This is a genomic window from Ralstonia sp. PBBBR1, assembly GCF_002256165.1.
Lineage (GTDB): Bacteria > Pseudomonadota > Gammaproteobacteria > Burkholderiales > Burkholderiaceae > Ralstonia > Ralstonia thomasii.
Map to the genome: position 1 here is coordinate 341,784 of NZ_NKIL01000006.1, position 20,071 is coordinate 361,854.

General features: G+C 63.6%; 26 protein-coding genes. 12 read left to right on the plus strand and 14 right to left on the minus strand.

Going from position 1 to position 20,071, the window contains the following annotated elements:
- The first annotated feature begins 22 nt into the window (after nt 1-22).
- The 3 genes from CFE42_RS12760 (at nt 23) to CFE42_RS12770 (ending at nt 1,312) form a co-directional block, all read left to right on the plus strand.
- Nucleotides 23-229, plus strand: a complete 207-nt coding sequence (locus tag CFE42_RS12760) for a hypothetical protein (RefSeq protein WP_004629275.1) — start codon at nt 23-25, stop codon at nt 227-229.
- Nucleotides 230-324: 95 nt separating this feature from the next.
- Complete coding sequence (locus CFE42_RS12765) at nt 325-846, plus strand: DUF3489 domain-containing protein (RefSeq protein ID WP_004629273.1); 522 nt, start codon at nt 325-327, stop codon at nt 844-846.
- A gap of 97 nt (nt 847-943) precedes the next feature.
- Entirely contained in the window at nt 944-1,312 is a 369-nt protein-coding gene (locus tag CFE42_RS12770; protein WP_004629272.1) for a hypothetical protein, read from the plus strand.
- On the opposite strand, the gene CFE42_RS12775 is transcribed toward CFE42_RS12770, so the two are convergent.
- The 14 genes from CFE42_RS12775 to CFE42_RS12840 form a co-directional block, all read right to left on the minus strand.
- Nucleotides 1,276-2,538 carry a site-specific DNA-methyltransferase gene (locus tag CFE42_RS12775; protein WP_004629270.1) on the minus strand — a complete coding sequence of 421 codons (1,263 nt, stop codon included), beginning with the start codon at nt 2,536-2,538 and terminating at the stop codon, nt 1,276-1,278. The two genes, CFE42_RS12770 and CFE42_RS12775, sit on opposite strands and share 37 nt — an antisense overlap.
- Nucleotides 2,535-3,950 carry a site-specific DNA-methyltransferase gene (locus CFE42_RS12780; protein ID WP_004629269.1) on the minus strand — a complete coding sequence of 472 codons (1,416 nt, stop codon included), beginning with the start codon at nt 3,948-3,950 and terminating at the stop codon, nt 2,535-2,537. Before CFE42_RS12780 ends, CFE42_RS12775 begins: the two co-directional genes overlap by 4 nt.
- Before the next feature lie 376 nt (nt 3,951-4,326).
- The gene (locus tag CFE42_RS12785) at nt 4,327-4,713 is read right to left on the minus strand and encodes a DUF6362 family protein (protein ID WP_004629268.1); all 387 of its coding nucleotides are present in this window, start codon (nt 4,711-4,713) and stop codon (nt 4,327-4,329) included.
- Nucleotides 4,706-4,909 (minus strand): hypothetical protein, encoded by a 204-nt coding sequence (locus CFE42_RS12790; protein ID WP_004629267.1) that lies wholly within the window; start codon nt 4,907-4,909, stop codon nt 4,706-4,708. Before CFE42_RS12790 ends, CFE42_RS12785 begins: the two co-directional genes overlap by 8 nt.
- Nucleotide 4,910: 1 nt before the next feature.
- Nucleotides 4,911-5,387: a hypothetical protein gene (locus CFE42_RS12795; protein WP_004629266.1), complete on the minus strand. Its 477-nt coding sequence runs from the start codon at nt 5,385-5,387 to the stop codon at nt 4,911-4,913.
- A 129-nt stretch (nt 5,388-5,516) separates the two neighbouring features.
- Entirely contained in the window at nt 5,517-7,814 is a 2,298-nt protein-coding gene (locus CFE42_RS12800) for a phage/plasmid primase, P4 family (protein WP_004629265.1), read from the minus strand.
- Nucleotides 7,811-8,065, minus strand: a complete 255-nt coding sequence (locus tag CFE42_RS12805; protein ID WP_004629264.1) for a hypothetical protein — start codon at nt 8,063-8,065, stop codon at nt 7,811-7,813. Before CFE42_RS12805 ends, CFE42_RS12800 begins: the two co-directional genes overlap by 4 nt.
- The gene (locus CFE42_RS12810) at nt 8,062-8,799 is read right to left on the minus strand and encodes a hypothetical protein (RefSeq protein WP_004629262.1); all 738 of its coding nucleotides are present in this window, start codon (nt 8,797-8,799) and stop codon (nt 8,062-8,064) included. The genes CFE42_RS12805 and CFE42_RS12810 overlap by 4 nt, the downstream gene beginning before the upstream one ends.
- Complete coding sequence (locus CFE42_RS12815) at nt 8,796-9,296, minus strand: DUF6511 domain-containing protein (RefSeq protein ID WP_004629260.1); 501 nt, start codon at nt 9,294-9,296, stop codon at nt 8,796-8,798. Before CFE42_RS12815 ends, CFE42_RS12810 begins: the two co-directional genes overlap by 4 nt.
- A gap of 9 nt (nt 9,297-9,305) precedes the next feature.
- Nucleotides 9,306-9,953, minus strand: a complete 648-nt coding sequence (locus CFE42_RS12820) for a hypothetical protein (RefSeq protein WP_004629258.1) — start codon at nt 9,951-9,953, stop codon at nt 9,306-9,308.
- Nucleotides 9,954-9,958: 5 nt separating this feature from the next.
- Nucleotides 9,959-10,816 carry an ATP-binding protein gene (locus CFE42_RS12825; protein WP_004629257.1) on the minus strand — a complete coding sequence of 286 codons (858 nt, stop codon included), beginning with the start codon at nt 10,814-10,816 and terminating at the stop codon, nt 9,959-9,961.
- Nucleotides 10,816-11,577, minus strand: coding sequence for a Bro-N domain-containing protein (locus tag CFE42_RS12830; protein WP_004629254.1), 762 nt, complete (start codon nt 11,575-11,577; stop codon nt 10,816-10,818). The genes CFE42_RS12825 and CFE42_RS12830 overlap by 1 nt, the downstream gene beginning before the upstream one ends.
- A gap of 5 nt (nt 11,578-11,582) precedes the next feature.
- Entirely contained in the window at nt 11,583-12,059 is a 477-nt protein-coding gene (locus CFE42_RS12835) for a hypothetical protein (RefSeq protein ID WP_004629253.1), read from the minus strand.
- 11 nt (nt 12,060-12,070) lie between these two features.
- Entirely contained in the window at nt 12,071-12,334 is a 264-nt protein-coding gene (locus CFE42_RS12840) for a hypothetical protein (protein WP_004629251.1), read from the minus strand.
- A 229-nt stretch (nt 12,335-12,563) separates the two neighbouring features.
- Here CFE42_RS12840 and CFE42_RS12845 point away from each other — a divergent pair, with 229 nt between their 5' ends.
- The 9 genes from CFE42_RS12845 to CFE42_RS12885 all read left to right on the plus strand — a co-directional run bounded on the left by CFE42_RS12845 (nt 12,564) and on the right by CFE42_RS12885 (nt 20,056).
- On the plus strand, nt 12,564-13,025 hold the full coding sequence (locus CFE42_RS12845; RefSeq protein ID WP_004629250.1) for a helix-turn-helix domain-containing protein: 462 nt from the start codon (nt 12,564-12,566) through the stop codon (nt 13,023-13,025).
- A 4-nt stretch (nt 13,026-13,029) separates the two neighbouring features.
- A complete protein-coding gene (locus tag CFE42_RS12850) occupies nt 13,030-13,602 on the plus strand; it encodes a PIN domain-containing protein (RefSeq protein ID WP_004629248.1) in 573 nt (190 codons plus the stop codon).
- A 19-nt stretch (nt 13,603-13,621) separates the two neighbouring features.
- Complete coding sequence (locus CFE42_RS12855) at nt 13,622-15,874, plus strand: hypothetical protein (RefSeq protein ID WP_004629245.1); 2,253 nt, start codon at nt 13,622-13,624, stop codon at nt 15,872-15,874.
- Complete coding sequence (locus tag CFE42_RS12860; RefSeq protein WP_004629243.1) at nt 15,871-17,088, plus strand: hypothetical protein; 1,218 nt, start codon at nt 15,871-15,873, stop codon at nt 17,086-17,088. The genes CFE42_RS12855 and CFE42_RS12860 overlap by 4 nt, the downstream gene beginning before the upstream one ends.
- 104 nt (nt 17,089-17,192) lie before the next feature.
- Entirely contained in the window at nt 17,193-17,384 is a 192-nt protein-coding gene (locus tag CFE42_RS12865) for a hypothetical protein (RefSeq protein WP_037043893.1), read from the plus strand.
- On the plus strand, nt 17,384-17,833 hold the full coding sequence (locus CFE42_RS12870; RefSeq protein ID WP_004629238.1) for a DUF2924 domain-containing protein: 450 nt from the start codon (nt 17,384-17,386) through the stop codon (nt 17,831-17,833). Before CFE42_RS12865 ends, CFE42_RS12870 begins: the two co-directional genes overlap by 1 nt.
- A complete protein-coding gene (locus CFE42_RS12875; protein ID WP_004629236.1) occupies nt 17,830-19,209 on the plus strand; it encodes a recombinase family protein in 1,380 nt (459 codons plus the stop codon). The genes CFE42_RS12870 and CFE42_RS12875 overlap by 4 nt, the downstream gene beginning before the upstream one ends.
- Nucleotides 19,209-19,580 (plus strand): hypothetical protein, encoded by a 372-nt coding sequence (locus CFE42_RS12880; protein WP_004629235.1) that lies wholly within the window; start codon nt 19,209-19,211, stop codon nt 19,578-19,580. Before CFE42_RS12875 ends, CFE42_RS12880 begins: the two co-directional genes overlap by 1 nt.
- Nucleotides 19,577-20,056 carry a hypothetical protein gene (locus tag CFE42_RS12885; RefSeq protein WP_004629233.1) on the plus strand — a complete coding sequence of 160 codons (480 nt, stop codon included), beginning with the start codon at nt 19,577-19,579 and terminating at the stop codon, nt 20,054-20,056. The genes CFE42_RS12880 and CFE42_RS12885 overlap by 4 nt, the downstream gene beginning before the upstream one ends.
- Nucleotides 20,057-20,071 lie beyond the last annotated feature (15 nt).

Below are 20,071 nucleotides of genomic sequence, written 5' to 3' on the forward strand. Positions count from 1 at the left end.
CCAACCCCGAAAGGAAAACGCCATGAGCCAGATCGACACCATCCTCACACTCATCGCCCAGAAGCATCTCGGCATCGAAACCCTGCAAACCCGCAACGCCGACAGCCTCGACTTCCACGACACGGCGGTGTGGTGCCTCAAGGACGCGTTGGAAGCGGCCTTCAAGGCGGGCGTCGAATTTGGCGCATCGAGCCCGAAGGCCACGGAAGGGGAAATCGCCAAGGACTGACGGGAAAGCCGCCAAGCCAAGCAGAAAGCGCTTGGCTTCAGTCCCGGACAGCGCGTTCATCACATCGTCATCCACCACCCCCGAAGGAGCAGCCCATGACCACCACCAACCTGACCCCGGCCCAGCACGCCATCCTGGCCAAGGCCATCAACACCAGCAGCGGCAAGATCGACTGGTTCCCCGACAACATCAAAGGCGGCGCGCGCAAGAAGGTCCTCGACGGGATGTTCAACCGTGCCCTGATCACCAACGACGGCACCGACTGGTTCGTCGCCGCCGAGGGCTACGACGCACTGGGCATGAAACGCCCGGACGTCACCCCGCCGATACCGGAAGTCGATGCCGAACTGGAGCACGCTGTGGCCACCGCCGAAGCGACGTGGACGCCAGCACCGGCGCAGGCCAAGCCGCGCACCCGCGACAACAGCAAGCAAGCCGAAGTGATCCGGATGCTGCAACGCCCCGAAGGCGCAACCATCGGCCAGATCTGCACCGCCACCGGCTGGCAGGCGCACACGGTGCGCGGCACCTTCGCCGGGACTTTCAAGAAGAAGCTGGGCCTGACCATCGTGTCGGACAAACCGCAGGGCGGCGAGCGGGTGTACCGCATCGCCTGATCAGAAAGATCGAGAAAGAGGCCAAGCGGCGCTTGGCTTCTCAATCGAACAGCGCGTTACTACGGGTGTCGCAACGATCATCCCGAAGGAGCCAGAGATGAACACCACCACGCAGATCCCCGCCACCCAGAACGAAGCCTGGGGCTTTTGGGGCACGATGAACGAACACGCCAGCGCCGCATGGCCCCTGGCGATGACCGCCATCTCGGGCGCCACCAGCCAGCCGCTCGAATCGGTGCGGGCCTTCCTCGACAGTCGCCACGGTCGCCACTTTGCCGACGACGTCCAGAACGGGCTTTACGAGGGCAAGGCCCTGGCGGACGCGATCAACGCAGCTACCCAGCGTTGGATGGGCTGGCCGATTGGCCGCCAAACCAGCAAGCAATACGGCATCCCGCGCGGCCTGCCATACCTGACGGGCTTTGTGATTCACTGCGAGATCGTCGAGGAATCGCTGGTCGCTTGATCAAGCAACGCGCCATCCGCCTCGCGGGTGGCCTGCTTCCCGGTGAACTCTTCCCACCGACGCACGATCACATCCACGTACTTCGGATCGAGTTCGATCAGCCGCGCAACGCGCCCTGACTTTTCCGCTGCGATTAGCGTCGTGCCAGAGCCACCGAAGGGATCGAGCACCACGTTGCCAGGGCGGCTCGAATTGCGGATCGCGCGCTCGACCAACTCCACCGGCTTCATCGTCGGGTGCAAGTCGTTCTTCTGCGGCTTCTTGATGTTCCAGACATCCCCCTGGTCGCGGTCACCACACCAGTGGCGTGTCGACCCCTCGGGCCATCCGTAGAGGATCGGCTCGTACTGGCGCTGGTAGTCGGCGCGCCCCAGGGTGAAAGTGTTCTTGGCCCAGATAATGAAAGTCGACCATTTGCCACCGGCGGCGCGGAAGGCAGCCTGCAGCACATCCAGTTCGCTGGAGGACATCGCCACGTAAATCCCGCCCCGGCAATGCGCCACCGTGGGCGTCAGCGCTTCCAGCAGGAAGTCGTAGAAGCCATCCCCCAGGTTGTCGTTCAGGATCGCGCGATCCTTGCCGCGCATCTTGTCCTTGGCGCTGTTGGCGTAGTTCACGTTGTACGGCGGGTCGGTGAAGACCATGTCCGCCAGGTCGCCCTGCATCAACCGCTCGTAGCTCTCGGCCAAGGTCGAGTCGCCGCACAGCAGTCGGTGCTGGCCCATGATCCAGACGTCGCCCGGACGCGAGATGGGTGTCTCGCTGACCTCTGGCACCGCATCCTCATCTGTCTGACCCTCGTTGTCCGGCTCGTCGCCCGCGATCAGTTCGGCCAGTGCGTCGGCGTCGAACCCGGTGATGTCCAGATCGAAACCATCGAGCTGCAAGGCTTCCAGTTCGATCCGCAGCATCGCGTCGTCCCAGCCTGCGTTCTCTGCGATGCGGTTGTCCGCGATGACCAGGGCGCGGCGCTGGGTCGCACTCAGATGGTCGAGCACCACGACCGGTACCTGTTCCAGACCCAGCTTCTGAGCAGCGGCAAGACGACCGTGACCTGCGACGATGATCCCGTCACTGCCCGCCAGGATCGGATTGGTGAATCCAAACTCCGCAATGCTGGCAGCAATCTGCGCCACCTGATCTTCGGAATGAGTGCGCGCGTTGCGGGCGTAGGGCAGCAGCTTGGCGGTCGGCCACTGTTCGATCTTGTCGGCCAGCCAGTTCATGCCACCACCTCGGCATCCGGGGTGGTGGCGCGCTCAGCGACGACCTGCTCGAAGGACTGACCGGTGGCGATCAAGGTGACCGGCACGCCGGGGTGGTTCTGCTGGAAGCGCTTGATGGCCACGTCCACGTACTCCGGCGCGATCTCCACGCTTCGGCAGATCCGACCGGTGCGCTCGGCCGCCAGCATCGTCGTGCCGCTGCCGCCGAACGGCTCAAACACGATGTCGCCCGCGTCCGTGTAAGCCTCGATCACGAATTCCGGCAGCGCCACCGGGAACACAGCCGGGTGATCGATGTCCTGACCGATCTTGCCCTTGTGGCGCATCACGCGGATCACAGAGTCGGGGATGCGGGTGTCTTGCGTGGGCAGCCCCTTGTGCGTCCAGCCGCCCACCTCGCCATCCTTGCCGCGCATCGCGGTGGACGACCCGTCGGCGCGCAGGTGGGATTCCTGGCCTGCGTGCTTGCAGGGGACGATCTTGTTCGGCTTGCGGCTCTCCCGGTTGAAGTGGAAGACGAACTCGAAGCTCGGCGCGAAGCGGCCTGCCCAGTCGCCGGGCATCCCCGGCCCCTGATCCCAGACGTACCACGCAAAGCGCCGCCAGCCCTGCTGGCGCATCCAAGATAGCCAATCGTCCCAATACTGGATCACCTCGTTGTCGCGGTGGATCAGGCCCAGGTTGACCAGCACCTGACCGTCGCCTGCCATCGGCAGGTGTGCGAACACCCCACGCATCAGGCCATCCCAATCGGAGATGCCACCCGAGGTGTAGTCGCGCTGGTTGCCGTAGGGCGGCGAGGTGAAGCACAGGCGAGAGACTTCACCCTGCATCAGCGCAGCGACCACGTTCCGGTCGGTGGCGTCGCCACAGATCAGGCGGTGCAGGCCAATTGCCCAGACATCGCCCGGCCGGGACACCGCCACGACGGGTGCTTCTGGCACGTCGTCAGCCGCGTCAGGCTCGTCGGCGTCGGACTCTGATTCATCATCTGCGACCGCCACCGCACTGGTGAGCAGTGCCTCGATCTCGGCTTCGTCGAAGCCGGTCAGAGCGAGGTCGTATCCCGCGTCGGACAACTCGGCCAGCTCCAAGGCCAGCATCTCTTCGTCCCAGCCTGCATCCAGTGCCAGCCGGTTATCGGCAATCACCAGTGCCCGCTTTTGCGCGACGGTCAGGTGGGCCAGTTCGATCACCGGCACCTGATCCAGGCCGAGCTTGCGCGCAGCGGCCAAACGCCCGTGCCCGGCGATGATGCCGTTGTCGCCGTCGACCAGGATCGGATTCGTCCAGCCGTACTCGACGATGCTGGCCGCGATCTTGGCGATCTGGCTTTCGGCGTGCGTGCGCGGATTGCGGGCGTAGGGAATCAGCGCCTCGACCTTGCGGTACTCGACGTTGAGCGTGTTCAAAGTGGGAATCCCAAAAGCAAAACCCGCCGAGCGTTACCGCAGGGCGGGTTGGTTGAATGAAGATTCTGGTGGGGTGGTAACTGCGCCTGGGGGTGGTAACCGGAGCCGGTAACCTGGCCGACTGGTAACCTTGCCCGTACCCTGACGCTAAAAAAGCGTCGCGCTCGCGCCCCCCGCATTGGATTCTGGCGAGGAAGGACCCCTTTTGCCTCGGGCCGCTCGCCGAATCGTCACCGCTGTCCAGAAGATAGCCGAAATACTACCTCTGATCGGCCTGCTTTGTTGCACCTCGCAGCGAGCTCCATTTTGTATCTGACCCGAAAGCGCGAGCAAATGCGGCAAGCATTAATCAGCGTTGTGAAATGCTTTGGACTGCTCACTGATCGCACGAGACGTTCAGCCGATCCGCCACCGTCCTCAGCGCCGACTGCCAGCGACGCCACGCCGTCGTTCGGTCGCAGGCAAAGCGGATCGTGATGTCTCGCCAGCCGTAGCGCTTGGCACGCATCCACACAAGGTGGCGCTGCTCGATCTCCAGCCATTGCACCCACTTCATCGTCTCCAGCATCCGGTCGATGGCTTCGGGTGTGGGTGGGAACGGTCGATAGACGTGCTCGTCGGCTGCGAACGTTTCCCACTCCTTGCGCACGATGACAGGCCACGTGTTGAAGTAGCCCTGCACACGCACAGGGGGCAGGCGTCGTCCGGTGCTGGCGGCTTCCTCGAAGCGGGCCGCCACATCCTCAATCGTCCACTCAGTCATGACGCGCCCCCCCGTACAAGCGCTCGCCAATGCGACGCACGATCTCTCGCTCAATGAAGTCCAGACGTTCGTCGGACGCGTTGACCACCAGGATGTGCTGATCACGCCAGCCACGTTCCTTGATGGCGTCCAGATCGGTGGCCTGGGGTTGCAGCCGCCCGAGGGGGCAGCGGTACTGCGGTGTGGGAACTTTCACGTCACACCTCCTGGCCGTCGTCGTGATGCTGGATCGCCCAGTGGAGCAGCGCCAGGGCATCGGCCTCGTTGTCGTCGACCGGGGCGTGCCCGCGCGCTGTGATGGAAGCGATCACATCGTCCTTGCCAGCGTTGCCCTTGCCCGTGGCGTGCTTCTTGATCGTGCCGACGGGCACGCCTTGGTACGGGATCTGGTGGTGTTCGCACCAGGCGGTGAGCGTGGCAAGGAAACCGCCGTAGGCGTGGGCAGCATCGGTCGAGACGTGGCGACGCACCTCTTCGAAGTGCAGGCAGTCGATGCCACTGGTGATGGCCTTCAGCTCGGTGAGCCAGCGCTTGAAGCGCAGGAAACGCATTCCGCCGCCTTCGAAGCGCTGCGGACGAAAGCTTTCGGAACCGCTGGTGATGTGGCCGTCGCTGCCGCGCAGCGCCCAGCCGGTGGTAGTGCCCAGATCGAGGGCGAGGATGGTCGTGGTCATGGTTTCAGTCCTTTTCTCTCTGGCCTGACGGATCGGACGGGTCTTATCGAAACATCCCATGAGGCGCGCACGCACGCGCACGTGTAGGAGTTACGACGTAGTCCGTCCGATCCGTCAGACGCGGTTGTTTCAGTCATCGGCGTAAGGGGTGTAGGACGGTGCGGGCGGGTACTTGAGGCCCACGCCCTGAAACCCGCGCAGTCCCATACCGTTGCGCCATTTGTCTATGCCACGGGTGAGCAGCAGATCGGCAAAGCGCTTTTGGGAGCCCGTGAATTCCCCGGCAGCCTCAGCCCACAGCTTCCAGTCGTTGAACAGCTCGGCGGTCAATGACTTGGCGTTGGGCTCGCGCACGCAGCGCTCATCGAGCCAGCGGCCCAGGGCGTCCTCGGCTTCGAAATACTCCTCGGTGGCGTCCACCACGCGTTGTGGCGGGCTGAGTCGTCCGTGGCGCTGCCAGTCGAGACAGCCCTGCACGGCCCACGCGAGGATGCCGTCACGTTCGGCCAGGAGCTTCTGTTGCAGGATCTTGTCGCGGCGCTCGGGCGGCACGGTGATCGTGAAAGGGATCAGGTGTAGCCTGCGTTTCATCGCCTCGTCGATGTTGCGAATGGCGGGCTTGTGGTTGCCCGCCACGAACAACTTGAACTGTGGGAAGAACTCGAAGAAGTCCTGGCGCATGAAGCGCGCCGAGATCTTGTCGCCACCGGTGAGGTTCTTGAGCTTGGACTCAGCCCAACGTTTGCCCTGTTCAGTTTCGATGGCCGCCACGAAACGCGCGCCGCGCAGTCCCGCCATATCGGTCGGGTGCCGGTCGGTGCGCGTTTCCATGAAGGTGTCCATCGGCGCGTTGGTCGCGTAATCACCCAGGATGGTGGCCAGCGTGTTGACGAACACCGACTTGCCGTTCGCGCCTGTGCCGTACAGGAAAAACAGCGCGTGCTCTTGCGTCGACCCGGTCAGCGCGTAACCGACCATCCGTTGCAGGTAGGACTGAAGTTCCTGGTCGCCACCCGTGACCTCGTCGATGAACTGCCTCCAGGTCGGGCAGTCGCCACTGGGCGTGGCTGTGGTGATCTTGGTCATCCGGTCGGCGCGCTCGTGCGTGCGCATCCGGCCTGTCTTGAGATCGACCACACCGCCCGGCGTGTTGAGCAACCACGGATCTGCATCCCATTCGTCGGTGGTGGCCGCGTGCCTGCGATCAGCACGCGCTAGGCGCTCCACACCGCCGACCGTTCCTGCGCTGGCCAATTTGGCGGCGACCTTGGGGTTGTCGGCGCGCACAGCCGTCTGGCGGCAGACGCTGCGGATCAAGTCCGTGGCCGCCAGCGTGTCCTCGGTGCGCCAGCGTTGCCCGTCCCAGACCAGCCACTTGCCCCAGCCAGCCACGTAGCGCCAGTCGCGGTGGTAGCGGCGCGTGAAGGACAGCGCCAGCGCGTCCTCCGTACCCCAGACAGATTCGTCGCTGCTGACGACTGGATCAACATCATCGGCCACGTCGTGCATCTGAAGGCGCGGCCCGTGGGTGAGGAAGGTGGCGACATCAAAGCCCTCGGCGATGGCATCGGCCACGTCCCAGCCCTCTGCGGCCTCTTCGGGCGGATAAAGAACGTGGCAGGATTTGGCTCCCGCCGACAGGATTGCCTGTGCCGCCTGCGAGGCGTACTCCCAGCCCGGCTTGTCGCGGTCGGGCCAAATCAGAACAGCCTTGCCGGACAGCGGCGACCAGTCGGTCTTATCGACCGGAGCGTTCGCGCCGTGCATCGCTGTGGTGGCCACGATGCCCGCGTCGATCAAGGCCTGCGCGCATTTCTCGCCCTCGACCAGCACCACCTGCGCGGCACTGATCATTCCTGGCTGGTTGTACAACGGCCGTGGATCGGGCGGTGCCATCTTGTGCCGCTTGGCATCCCAAGGGCGGAACTGCTTCCTTTCACCGGGCGGGTCATAGCGGTAGACGACTGCGATCAGCTTGCCGGTGGCGTCGAGATAGTCCCACTTGGCGGTGGCGGGGCCGAGTTCGTCAACCGGCGCGGTTTGCTTTTTGCCTTTGCGCACCGGTGCGGAACGCGCACGACCGAGCAGATCGGCGGCGGCATCGAGCACGCGCGGAAAGTCGCGGGTCACATCGATGCCGAAGTGATTGCCGATCAGCGCGTACACATCGCCGCCGGAGTTGTCGGCACGATCCGTCCATAGACCTGCCTTTTCGCCCTCAAGCACCACCTCAAGGCTGTCGCCAGGGCTACCCAGCACATCACCGATCAGGAACTTGCCCCGGCGCTTCTTGCCTGCCGGGCACAGAGTGAACAGCACCGATTCCAGCCGGGCGAGAAGTTCTGCGCGCAGTTCCTCCCTCTCGGCATCGTTGACGATGCGTGCTTGGCTTTCGGTGGGGGCGACGGTGTCGTTGAAGTCGATCATTCGGCCTCCTCGACAGCGGTATCCGTATCGCCCGCGAAGCGGCTTTGCGCTGCCGCATTGCGTGCCGCCCACGCAGAAAGCTCTGACAGGCGATAGCGCACCAGTCCGCCCATCAGGTAGTGGGGAATCCGGTATTTGCTGCGCATCGCGTGATCAGCGAACCAGTAATACGGCAGACGCAGCGCGGCAGCCGCCTGTTTGGCGTCGATCATCGGTTCAATGCCAGTAGCTGAATGGGTGTTGTCGGTCATGCTTGTGTCCTCCAGCAGCGGTCTTGCCATGCACACATCCGACATTCGAAGTGGGTCGGTTCATGGAAGCCACGCGGCAGCAGTTCGCCTGCTTCCGTGGCCGAGATGACCTTCACCGCACGATCTGACATGCGCTGGGCAAGGGCTGCTTCAAAGGGCACGAGCTCGGTGTAGATCTCCATCGTGTCGGCGTTGAGCGCCGTGAAGATCGCCGGGTGCTCGTGCAGTTCGAGATAGGCTTGGTAGATCGCCACTTGCGCGGCGTAGACGGGCTTGGAGATGGCCAGGCCCTTCTTCTCCAGATCGCTCCAGGACTTGTTGCCCAGGCATTTGCATTCCCACAGCGCGGGATAGGCAAAGCCCTCCGGGCCACCGACGATGACGCCATCGACGTGTCCCTGCAGGCGACCATCGGCCACCGAGAAGCCGAACTGCTCGCCATCGGCCTTTCGGGTGCGCAAGTCAAAACCTGCGTCCCGTAGCCACGCGACCATGCAGTCCTCCATGACATGGCCACGCTCGAAGATGCGCAGCATCCGGCCCGGGGTGTCCCGCCCGTGGTCGATGGGAGCCTTGGCGTACTCGAATTGCAGCGCGCGCTCGCAAGCCACCCCGAGGCGCGAGGCCCCGAGGTACTGGCGCTCGGATTGACGGGCGCGGGCCTGTTGCAACCCGGCGTCGACCAGGGCGGTGACCCGGCCCGCGATGCTCGATGAGGAATTGAAGTCCATCATGGCTTCTTCCCCTTCGGTTCTTCCCAGGGCAGGTCGTCCTCCAGATCCGCGAACGGATTGGCGGCATCGGGTGCCAGCGGATCGGGCGTGGGCGGCAAGCCCCGAACGGGCGGAAACTTGCTGGACTCGTGGTGCGCGACCATCGCCTCCGACCAGCAAGTGACGATGGCATCGATCACCCGCAGCGCTTCGGCCTCGGAGTAGTCGCCCAGAGGCTTGGTGAAACCGATCTCGCCTGCCGCCTCGCCGAAGGACTTGAGGCATTGGCGCATGGCGGCCAGTTCGACTTCAGACGGATCGATCATGGCGACCTCCGTCTTGTCGATGCGACCTTCCTTGGCCCGCTGCCAGTTGCCGTACAGCGCGTGGAACGCGTCCTGGCAGCGACGGGAACAGAACACCCAGTCGAGCACGTAGCGGCGCGCATCGCCGGTCTTGAATCGACCGTCCGTGTGGCCGTAGCCGCGTGCTTGTCGTTTGCAGACCCAGCATTTCATCGGCCTCCCTCACTGCGCCCACGACGGTTTTCCCGTCACGGGTGCGCGTTGGGTAGGCGCTGCCTGATACGCGGGTGCCGCTGGCTGTGCCGGAGCACCGGAGGTGCCACCACCCGTGGTCTTGGGCGGCACGCCCATCAACTTGGCGTAGTCGGGGTGATCGGGTTCGACCGCGACCTTGACCACGTTGCGGTCCTGGCCCTTGCCGTCCTTCTCGATGTCGACACGGGCGAGGAACTCCAGGCCATCCAGTTCGTGGAAGCCCTGAATGCGGCGCGCGGCGGCGGCCTGCGGACTGTTGTCCTGCGGGTGGACGTTGCGGGCGCTGTTGAGCGCGGCGCGAATGAAGCTGCGCCCCATCTGACCCCAGGTCGGCCCCTTCTGCGAATGCAGGCCGATGTTCGACCACATCTTGCGTTTGGCGTGGTCGCCAGCGGTGACCACGAACTCGGCGGCCAGATAGATCGAACCGGTGTCGAAGGACTCGGTGGCGTAACCGCCGCCCCAGCCTTGGCTGGGATCGTCATAACCACCGGGCTTGAGGGTCATGCGCACAGGGACAACGGTGCCCTTGGGGATCAGGTCAAAGCCAGATTGCTGCGATTCGGCGTCGTTGAAGTCGTTCCAGTTGTTGCTGGTGGTGGATTGCTGGGTCATGGCGATTACTCCTGAGATTCGTGGGATTGGGTGGTGGCAGTGCGAACGGGCGTGGCGGACTCACCCGCGCACTTGTCGATCAGTGCGCGCAAGTTGGGCGGCTCGAGCGGATCGAGGCGACCGCTGCGGTCTTTGGCGGGGAAGCCGTAGGGATTGACGGTGTGCGTGACGAAGGCGCGGTAGGTGCTGCCACTACCGTCTGCTTCCTGGGCCTTGATCTCGGCCAGCGTCACAACCTCGTCGACGATGCCGGGCAGTTCCAGTGCGGTCTTGCTGCCTTCGATCTGCGGCACGAACACCTTGCGGTTGTAGTCATCGAGCCGCTCGTCGAGGATGGCCACGAACACCACGTTCTTGCCGCGTGCGTGCTGCAGATGGGTCAAGGCGCTGATCATTTCCTGCCCGAGCAGGCCGTAGGCGCCGCGCATGTCCGGCTTGCCGGTACGGTCGCTGACCGCGCCGGGTTGCGTCTTGCACCACGCGAAGCACTGGCGCGACAGCTGCGTGATCGAGTCGAGGAAGAAGGTCTGGTAGCGGTCCAGTTGCGCCGGGTCACCGTACTTCTCGACGACGTGATCGAAGTGCGCCTGCGAAAACGCCGACTCCGGCGGCAGCGACTTGTCCGGGCCCGCGAGAAACACGAAGAAGTCGCGGCTCTCCGGCCAGGATGCCGGACGGATGGTGTCGCCGGGCCAGTCGGCCACCGCCAAGTCACCAGCCTCTATGTCGAGGAACAGCGTGGTGGCCGGGTCAAGATCCTTGAGCCGGGTGGTCTTGCCAATGCCGGATTTACCGAGCATCAGCAGCTTCACGCCCTTGCGTTCGGCCATGCGCTGCTGCGCGGAGATGATGGGAAGACTCATCACGCGGCCTCCTTCAGCTCATCGGCGACGGCGGGATTCCAGAGGATCTGGTAGCCACTGTGGCCATTGCGCGAGTACGGCATGGCCTCGCCCCATGCTTCACCCGCCTCGGTCAGTTCCCATTCGTCACGGTCGTTCCGGAACTGCAGGCCAGCCGCTGCCAGCATCTGGTTCGTGGCTTTGGCCGAGCGGTTGAGCAGCTTGCCGAGCTGGGTGGCGTTGAGCGCGCAGATCGGTTCGTTGGCCGACGGCAGCGCGCGGCGCAGCACCTCGATGGTGATGCCCGTGTTCTCCTGAATGCAGGTGAGCGTTGCCGCCGCTGCGATGCCCGGCTTGACGCCCGGCACCTTCGCCACAGCCTCGCCGATCAGCAGAATCGCGGATACACGGTCATGGGTCGGTGCAGGCAAGGCCCCCAGCGCAGCGGGAGCGGTATAGCTGCCGGTCTTGCGGATCGCGGGCAATACCTCGTGGGTGACCCAGCGCTTGAAGCGCTTGGCGGCATCCTTGGTGCTGCCGAGGATCAGGGCGTAGAGGCCCGACTCGTTGACGTGGTTGGCGCGCTGGGTGCGTCCAAGGTTGTCGATGACGTCGCGTTTTGCGACATCATCCGAATCGACGTGTTTGGCGAGAGCATCGCGCGGATTCGACAGTTCCAAAGCTGCGCAGACGTCGGCGGCGTTGAACCACGGCTGGCCCGCGTCGTCGACCTGAACGCGCACAGCGTGCGCTTCAAACTGGAAGGGAATGATTGCACTCATGGCCATTACTCCGAATCAAGGGAAAGAGTGAAAGACGGCTTGCCGGAATCCACGGTGCGAGCGGCAGCGAACTGCTGCTGCAAGGCAGGCGGCCAGTTCGTGAAGCGGGATTCGGAGACGGACAACTTGATGTCGAGGTAGCCCTCGACCTTCTCGCCTGACGCCACGATGCGTTCGGCGATTTCGGTCAATTGCTGCTGGTTCCAGCTGACCTTCTTGGGCAACTCGAACTTGAGCCGCAGCGGGCCATCGCTGATGTGGGCGGTGCCGAAATCGCGGCCGGATTCACGCAGCGCGGCGCGGGCCTGCTCCCCGTAGGCGGCGTCGAGCGCCGCATCGAACTTGGTGCGCGCCTTCTTGAGCCAGTCGATAGCCGCGTCGAGGTTCTTGTCGATCTCGCGCTTCTGCTCGGGCGGCAGTGCGGCCAGTTGGCTGACGGACATCTCGGCGATGTCGGCGGGGAAGATAGTCAGATCGCTCATGGCCGTCCTCCTCACTGATACGCACGGGCGAAGGTCGAGTAGCGCGCAACACGCCGCTCGAAGGCCTCGATCTCGGAGATCAGGTAGGTGACGCGCGAGCCGACCTTGCAGAAGATCGGGCCCAGCTGGTCTTGACGCCACCGACGCAAGGTGTGGACGGACAGACGCCAGCGGGCGGCGAGTTCGAACTCGTTGAGCGCGAGCAGTGGCTCACCCTCTGGCAGCGGCGGAAAGAAGGTCCGCGCGGATTGAACAGGTGCAGGGTGTTTTTGCATGGTGGAACTCCTTTTGTTTGGGAGTTCCTATTCAATTCCTCCATGTCTTGGGCTTGCGCATGTCCGTTTTTGGCTTTGACTGGCAAGCAGCCGTCGCATGATCCGTGCGGCAATTCTTGTAAGTTGTTGATCTATATTGAATCTTCGCCTCTGTTTCGGATGTTGCGATTTCGATTATTTCGTTTATAATGGCTTCAATGCGTACCTTGACCCGACGAGGAGACCCCTTATGAACGCTCCCGCCATCCCCAAAACCCTGCCTTCTGCCGAAGACATTGCCCTGGCCCGAGAGTCCGGCCGGGCGCTGTCGACCGTCCTCAAGACCCGTGCTGATACCCAGCAGATCGACTTCCATGACGACCAGGGCGCAGTGCACACCGTGTCGATCCCGACGTCGGCCCTGCGCCTGCTGCTTGATGTGCTGACCGAGATCGGCCAGGGCAACGCCGTATCCATCATTCCGATCCATGCGGAGCTGACGACGCAGGAAGCCGCCGACGTGCTCAACGTCTCCCGGCCTTTCCTTGTCCAGTTGCTGGAGAAAGGTGACATCCCGTTCCACAAGATCGGCACCCATCGCCGCGTGCGTTACCAGGATGTGATCGCCTACAAGAACCGCATCGATGCGGAACGCCGCAAGGCGCTGGATGAGTTGGCGGCCCAGGCTCAGGAACTCGGCATGGGGTACTGACTGGATGAGTTCGCACTTCACCGTCGTCTATGACGCCTGCGTGCTCTACCCGGCACCGTTGCGCGATCTGTTGATGCATCTGGCGCTGTCGGATCTGTACCGGGCGCGCTGGAGTGACACGATCCACGACGAGTGGACGCGCAACGTGCTGGCCAGTCGGCCCGATCTCACAGCCGAGCAGTTGAACCGAACACGCCAGCTGATGAACGGCCATGTCCGCGACAGCCTGGTCACCGGGTTTGAGTACCTGATCCCGTCGATCCAACTGCCCGACGCGGACGACCGTCATGTGGTGGCCGCCGCGATTCACTCGGGCGCGAGCCTGATCGTGACCTTCAACCTCAAGGACTTCCCGCCTGAGGCGCTCAAACCCTACAACCTCGTGGCCCAACACCCCGACGACTTCATCGTCGACTTGCTGGATCTGTTCCCGGCGGGTGTGTTGGAGACCGTAGCTCACCATCGGCGCTCACTCAAGAACCCGCCCAAGACAGCAGATGAATACCTGGACACCCTGCAGGCGCAGGGCCTGACTCAATCGGTGGCGGTCATGCGCCAATGGACTGTGGCCATGTAAACGGCCGAAGGGAGAATCAATGGGCAAGAAGACCCTGACCAACGCGCACTGCCTGCTCGAACTGATCGAGAAGGCGCATGTGACCAACCTCAAGCGCTTCAGCGGTCTGCAGGAGTGTCAGGCACTGGCCCGAGGATTTGACTGGTCGCAAGACGCGGAGACACTCCCCACCGCACTGATCGAGCACGTCCGGCACCTTCGCAAAGAGCAACGTGACCCCGCCGAACGCGAGGCACTGCGCATCCTGCGCCTGGCTTCGCCCAGAGGTGCGCAGATTCTCACCACCGTCGCAGACCAATTGCACGACAACGAGCTGATCGCTGCCTTTCTGGCCGAAGACGGCGGCGAAATCGGTCGTTCGGTCTGGATGCGCACCCACTCCGATGACGCGGCGCGACTGTTTGATGTTGCCGAATCGATCCTGAACACCGGCGACATCCGGGGCAACAAGCGCCTTTTTGATGCCTTTGACATCCCCTGCGATGACGCACCACCGTTCATCTGGAACGACGCCATCAAGAAGGATCTGGAGTCGCAGCTCACCAGCACCATGCGGCTGGCCGAGCCCTGCGAGGTCATCCATGTGCAGATGGCCGAAGAAAAGAAAAACGGCGACACCCAGCTGACGCATTACCTGGTGGTGCGTTTTGCGGGTGACCAGGTCACGGCTGTGCAGATGCTCAACCGCAGCCGCAAGAGCTTCTGCTACTTCCCTGCGCGGGACGCGACCCTTGTCTACGCCCCTGACCGCAAGGTGGTGGAGGTCTATGCGCACACCCTGTCGACACGGGCCCCACTGGCCAATGTGCTGTCCAAACACGGTTTCAAGGCTCCGCTGTCGAGCCGACCGCTCAATCGCTCACGGTATGACCTGTCCCGCTTCGCGCTGCCACTGAAAGACACGAAACCCAAACTCGATGGCGTGCGCGTCGAGCGCCTTTATCTCACTGAAGCGAAGGCCTTGCTCGGGCACGCGACCGATACCGTCTCGCTGCACATCGACAGCTGCGCGGAACTGCACGAAGTCATCCATGAACATTGGAGCAACCACCCGTTCTCGCAACCCGGTGCCATCCTTGGCGTGACCCTGGTGGCCGACTTGGTGTTCGATGGCGAAACGGCTGAAACGCCGCTGTCCATCGTGCTGGCCGAGCCCGGCCGATGCAGTCTGCAAGGCGAGAAAGACGCACGCTTGCGGCAGGCTGGGACGCAGTTGCTCGAAGCCTTGGGCGTGCTCAAGCCCCTGCACCCGGGGTCAGGAATCGATGACCCGAAACTGGTGGTGCAGGTCGCACGCCTGCTGGAGTACGCCACCAACACGATGGACGGCTTCGCCCTGGCGCAACTTGGTATCGACATCGACCGCTTCGAGGACGAGGGCATCATCACGGAGGGTGACCGGATCATCGAGAAGGTCGTCGAACTGGCAAACGGTGAGCACACCAGCGTCAAACTGGAGCGCTGTGCCGATGGCAATCAGGTACGTTACCGCGATCCACTGACGGGGGCGGATGTGGTGCTGCCCGCCAAGCACGCCCGGCGCTGGAAGGTGCACCTGAACTGGCTGCGCGAGGAGATCATCACGGCGCTGGGCACTGCACTGCAGAGTGTGCGTGGCAAGCACCAGGACGAAGAGCCGATTTTTCTGGGGGAGCTTGATATCGATGGCCATGACATTGCGCTGTACTTCGCGGCCAAGATGTCCAGCGAGCGCCAGTACGCCAAGGTCGATACCGCCTTGCGCCTGCGTCCACGCAGCGTCCCCGGCATCCTGCTGACCACGGCATCGGAACCCTTTCCGTTTGCCGGAACTAACGTGGTGATACCCATCGAGGACGTGCTGTCTGCTGCTGGTGCAACGACGGCCATCGACTTGGCGCAGTTGAAGCTGGCCTATCGCCACGGGCAACTGGCTGCCATGGGCGGCACCTCGGTTGCGCTGAAGCTCTCTCCGGATGGGTATGCCGCCACGCTATACCTCCCTGGACAAGCACCGTGGAAGGTGACGAACAAAGCCAAGATCATGGTGCTGCAGCGTTTGGTCGATGCCCATGCAGCGGGCTCGCCGCACGTGAACACCAAGAAGCTGATGGAGGACACGGGCTGCGCTTCGCCATCCAACCTGTTCACCAGTAAAAACTCACCGTGGCGCAACTACCTCGTTCGGGTCAAAGGCTCGCATGCCTGGCAATTGAATCTGCCGACCGTTGACGCCCCTGTCGAGGACGATGACCAGCCAGAAGCCGCCTCCGAAGTCATGGAGGATGCATGACCGGCGTCGCGTACAAATGGCAGTTCGCATCACGGTTTCGGCGGCATGCCTTCGGCTGGCGTTCGGACACGCCCATCCAGCGCATCAAGGAGGCCTTGGCCGAGATCAAGCAGGTGGCCCGCAAGGAGCCGGTGCTGGCCGCCGAGGGTGCCGTTACCTTGCTGGAGAAGATCTCGCCCGCACTGGAGCAGGTAGACAGCTCCTCCGGGGCGCTGGGCTCCGCCGTGAACAAAGCCATCGAGATCCTGGTGCCCCTCATCGTCAAGGCCAACGTCGAGCCCAAACAGCGGCAACGCTGGCTGGATCGGTTGTGGCAGGCGTTGCAGGACGATGAAATACCCTACATCGAACTGCTGGGCGACCACTGGGGTGAACTGTGTGTGACGCCGGACATGGCCTCGCGCTGGGCCGATGAGTTCATCCCTGTCGTTGAAAGCGTGTGGAGTCCGAGCGCATCTGGGCATGGCTACTTCAAGGGCACCAGCGCCTGTCTGTCCGCGCTGTTCGCGGCAGGTCGTCATCACGAGTTGCTGGCCCTGATCGACAAGGCGCGGTTCAAGTGGTGGCACGACCGACGCTGGGGGGTGAAGGCCTTGGCCGCGATGGGCAAGAAAGCCGAGGCGATCCGTTATGCCGAGGACTCACGCGGACTCAACGATCCGGGCTGGCAGATCGCTGAGGCCTGCGAGGCCATCCTGCTGTCGTCAGGCTTGGCCGATGAAGCCTACCTGCGGTATGCCATCGAGGCCAACCAAGGCACCACGACCCTGGCCACCTTTCGTGCCATCGCCAAGAAGTACAGCCACGTTCCACCGGAGCTCATACTGCGGGATCTGGTCGCCAGCACGCCCGGCACAGAAGGCAAATGGTTCGCTGCGGCCAAGGATGCGGGCCTGTTTGCGCTCGCCGCTGAACTCGCCAATCAAAGTCCTACTGATCCCCGGACCTTGACCCGCGCCGCCAGAGACTTCGCAGTCGACCAACCGCAGTTCGCCATCCATGCCGCTCTGTCAGCGCTGCGCTGGATTGCGCGTGGCCACGGTTATGAGATCACCGGCGCAGACATCCTGGACACAGCCCATGCCTTGCAGCAGGCGAGCACGCAGGCGGGTGTCGATCAGCAGCCACTGTCAGCCTTGCTTGCACCGATTTTGGCTGAGGCGCCGCCACGCCATCTTCTGCATCAGGTGCTGTCGCCATTCGTCAAAGCGTAGCGACCAGCGCCCGGCCATCGAGCCGCGCCGATTAATCAGCGTTGAGATTTACTTCGGAAAATCGGGCTCACTATCCCTGACGGTTGCAATTCCTCGGAGCCGTCATGAAGAACCTCGAACTCGCATCTCCCCCAGAGATGAGCGCCAGCGCCCGTGCTGGCGAAATCGCCGCCATCCTTGCGGCTGCCATCGTCCGCACCCTTGCTGCGGATGAACCAAAACAGAGAGAAGTTGGCCTTGGCTTCCTGCCCGACCAGCGCGTTCATACAACCCCCTATCAAGAGGAGAAGTTGTGATGAACGAAAAACAAGCATCCGTCGCCGCGCGGATTGCGGAGCTGGCTTGCCTGCCGATGTCCGAGCTCTGGACGGTGTGGGATCGGTATTTCCCGCGTCGCCCGGACTACCCCAACCGCACGCACGTCGAGTCCCGTCTCGCCTACAAGCTGCAGGAGGAAGCCTTCGGTGGCCTTGCGCCCGAGACCAAGCAGCGCCTGGAAGCCATCGGCGCAAAACACTCCAAGATCAAGCTGCGGGCCAAGCCGCGCGAGTTCGATTTCGCGCCGGGCACGATCCTGCTGCGCGAATGGGGCGAGCGCGAACATCGGGTGACAGTCACCGCCGAGGGGCTGTTTGAGTACCAGGGGCGCAACTTCAGGAGCCTGACGGCGGTGGCCCGCCACATCACGGGCGCGCACTGGTCGGGGCCGCTGTTCTTTGGCCTGAGCAAGGGAGGTGCGCGATGAGCGAGATTGCCAGCACCAAGGCCCGCAAGCGCTGCGCCGTCTACTGCCGGGTGTCCTCGGATGAACGACTTGACCAGGAGTTCAACTCCATCGACGCGCAGAAGGAGGCGGGCCACGCCTACGTCGCCAGTCAGCGATCCGAGGGCTGGATTCCGGTGGCCGACGACTACGACGACCCCGGCTTCTCTGGCGGCAACACGGATCGGCCGGGGCTGAAACGCCTGATGGCGGACATCGAGCGCGGCCAGATCGACATCGTGGTGGTCTACAAGATCGACCGCCTGACGCGCAGCTTGGCCGACTTCTCCAAGATGGTTGAAGTATTCGAACGCCACGGGGTGTCCTTTGTGTCGGTCACCCAGCAGTTCAACACCACCACCTCGATGGGTCGGCTGATGCTCAACGTCCTGCTGTCCTTCGCCCAGTTTGAGCGCGAGGTCACCGGCGAGCGCATCCGCGACAAGATCGCCGCCGCCAAGCGCAAGGGGATGTGGATGGGCGGCGTCCCGCCCCTGGGTTACGACGTCGACAACCGCCTGTTGGTCATCAACGAGGCCGAGGCGGCGGTGGTGCGTCGCATCTTCGAGGAGATGCTGACCATTGGTTCTCCAACCCAGATCGCCGTCAATCTGACTGCCGACGGCATCACGACCAAGGACTGGACGACGCAGGAGGGCCAGACCCGCAGCGGCACGCGCATCGATAAGAAGTACCTGCACAAGTTGTTGCGCAACCGCATCTACCTGGGGGAGCTGTCGCACAAGGGGAACTGGTACCCCGGCGCTCACCCGCCAATCATCGACCAGGAGCTTTGGGACAAGGTTCACACGGTGCTGGCCAGGGATGGGCACGCCCGGTCGGTGGAAACCAAGATCCGGTCGCGCACCGACGCTTTGCTGCGCGGCCTGCTGTACGCCCCCTCGGGCGAACGGATGTACCCGACCTACTCGCGCAAGAACGGGCGCAAATACCACTACTACGTGTCCAAGTCGGAAAGCAGGTTCGGAGCACCCGGCAAGAGCTACGAGCGATTACCTGCGCCGGAGATCGAGGCGGCAGTGGTGGCCCAGATCCGCACCGTGCTGACCAGCCCGGAATCCATCGCATCGGTGGTGCGTCATATCCAGCGCAATGGCGGACAAGTCGATGAAGCCACCACGGTGATGGCGATGGGACGGCTCAACGACGTGTGGGATCAACTGTTCCCGCTCGAGCGCCACCGCATCGCCAACCTGATGATCGAGCGCATCGACCTCGTCCACATCGGCGAGGTTCAGGGCATCAAGGTGAAGTGGCGGGAACTGGGCTGGGACGCCCTGATCGGCGAGTTCGCCCGGAGAGGCATCGGCGCGGAACTGGTGGAGGTGGAGGCCTGATGAACGACACACTGGAAACCTTCGTGCCACTGACATTCCGCCGCCGGGGCGCGCGGCGCGTGGCCGCCGACGACCGCCATGTTCACGATGTGACGTTGCTGGAGGGGGTGGCACGCGGTTTCTACTGGCAGCACCTCGTGGACACCGGCGAGATGAAGAGTGGCTCGGAGATCGCCCGGGCCGAAGGCTTACACCCATCGGTCACCAACGAACTGATGCGCCTGAGCCTGCTCGCGCCCGACATCCTCGAACTGCTGATGGCCGGGCGGCAGCCTCGCCGGATGAACCTGATCTGGTTCCAGCGCAACCCGCTGCCGGTGGATTGGGAGGCGCAACGCCAGATCGTGAAGCGCTTTGAGGAGGACGCATGAGCAAGAAGCACCGGGGCCGGTTCAAGGGTGATCCGGTCACCTATCAACTGCCGAGTCCAGCAGGCGGCGTGCAACTGGAAACCTTCGTGCCCTGGACGCTGGTGAAGCGGGGGCTGAAGAAGCAGGTCATCACGCCCCTGGACGCTCCACAGGAATTCCTGTCCGAGGCCACCCGGGAGCGGGAAGCCCGGTCGGCCGCGCAGGACACCGCGTTGATGCGGGCGCTCGGACTGGCGCACCACTGGCAACGCCTTCTGGATGAGCAGCGGGCGGCATCAGTAGCCGAGATCGCCGAGGCCGAAGGCATGGACGTGACGCAGGTGCGCCGGGTCATGCGGCTGACGCTCCTGGCCCCGGAGGTCGTGGAACGGCTGGTGGGCTCGCCCGATGCCGTGCTGGAGAAGGTGATGCGCCGCCCCTTGCCCAACGGCTGGGCTGCCCAGAAACTAGTACTGCACGATACTGTCCAAAGTTGAACTAACACTTTCGAC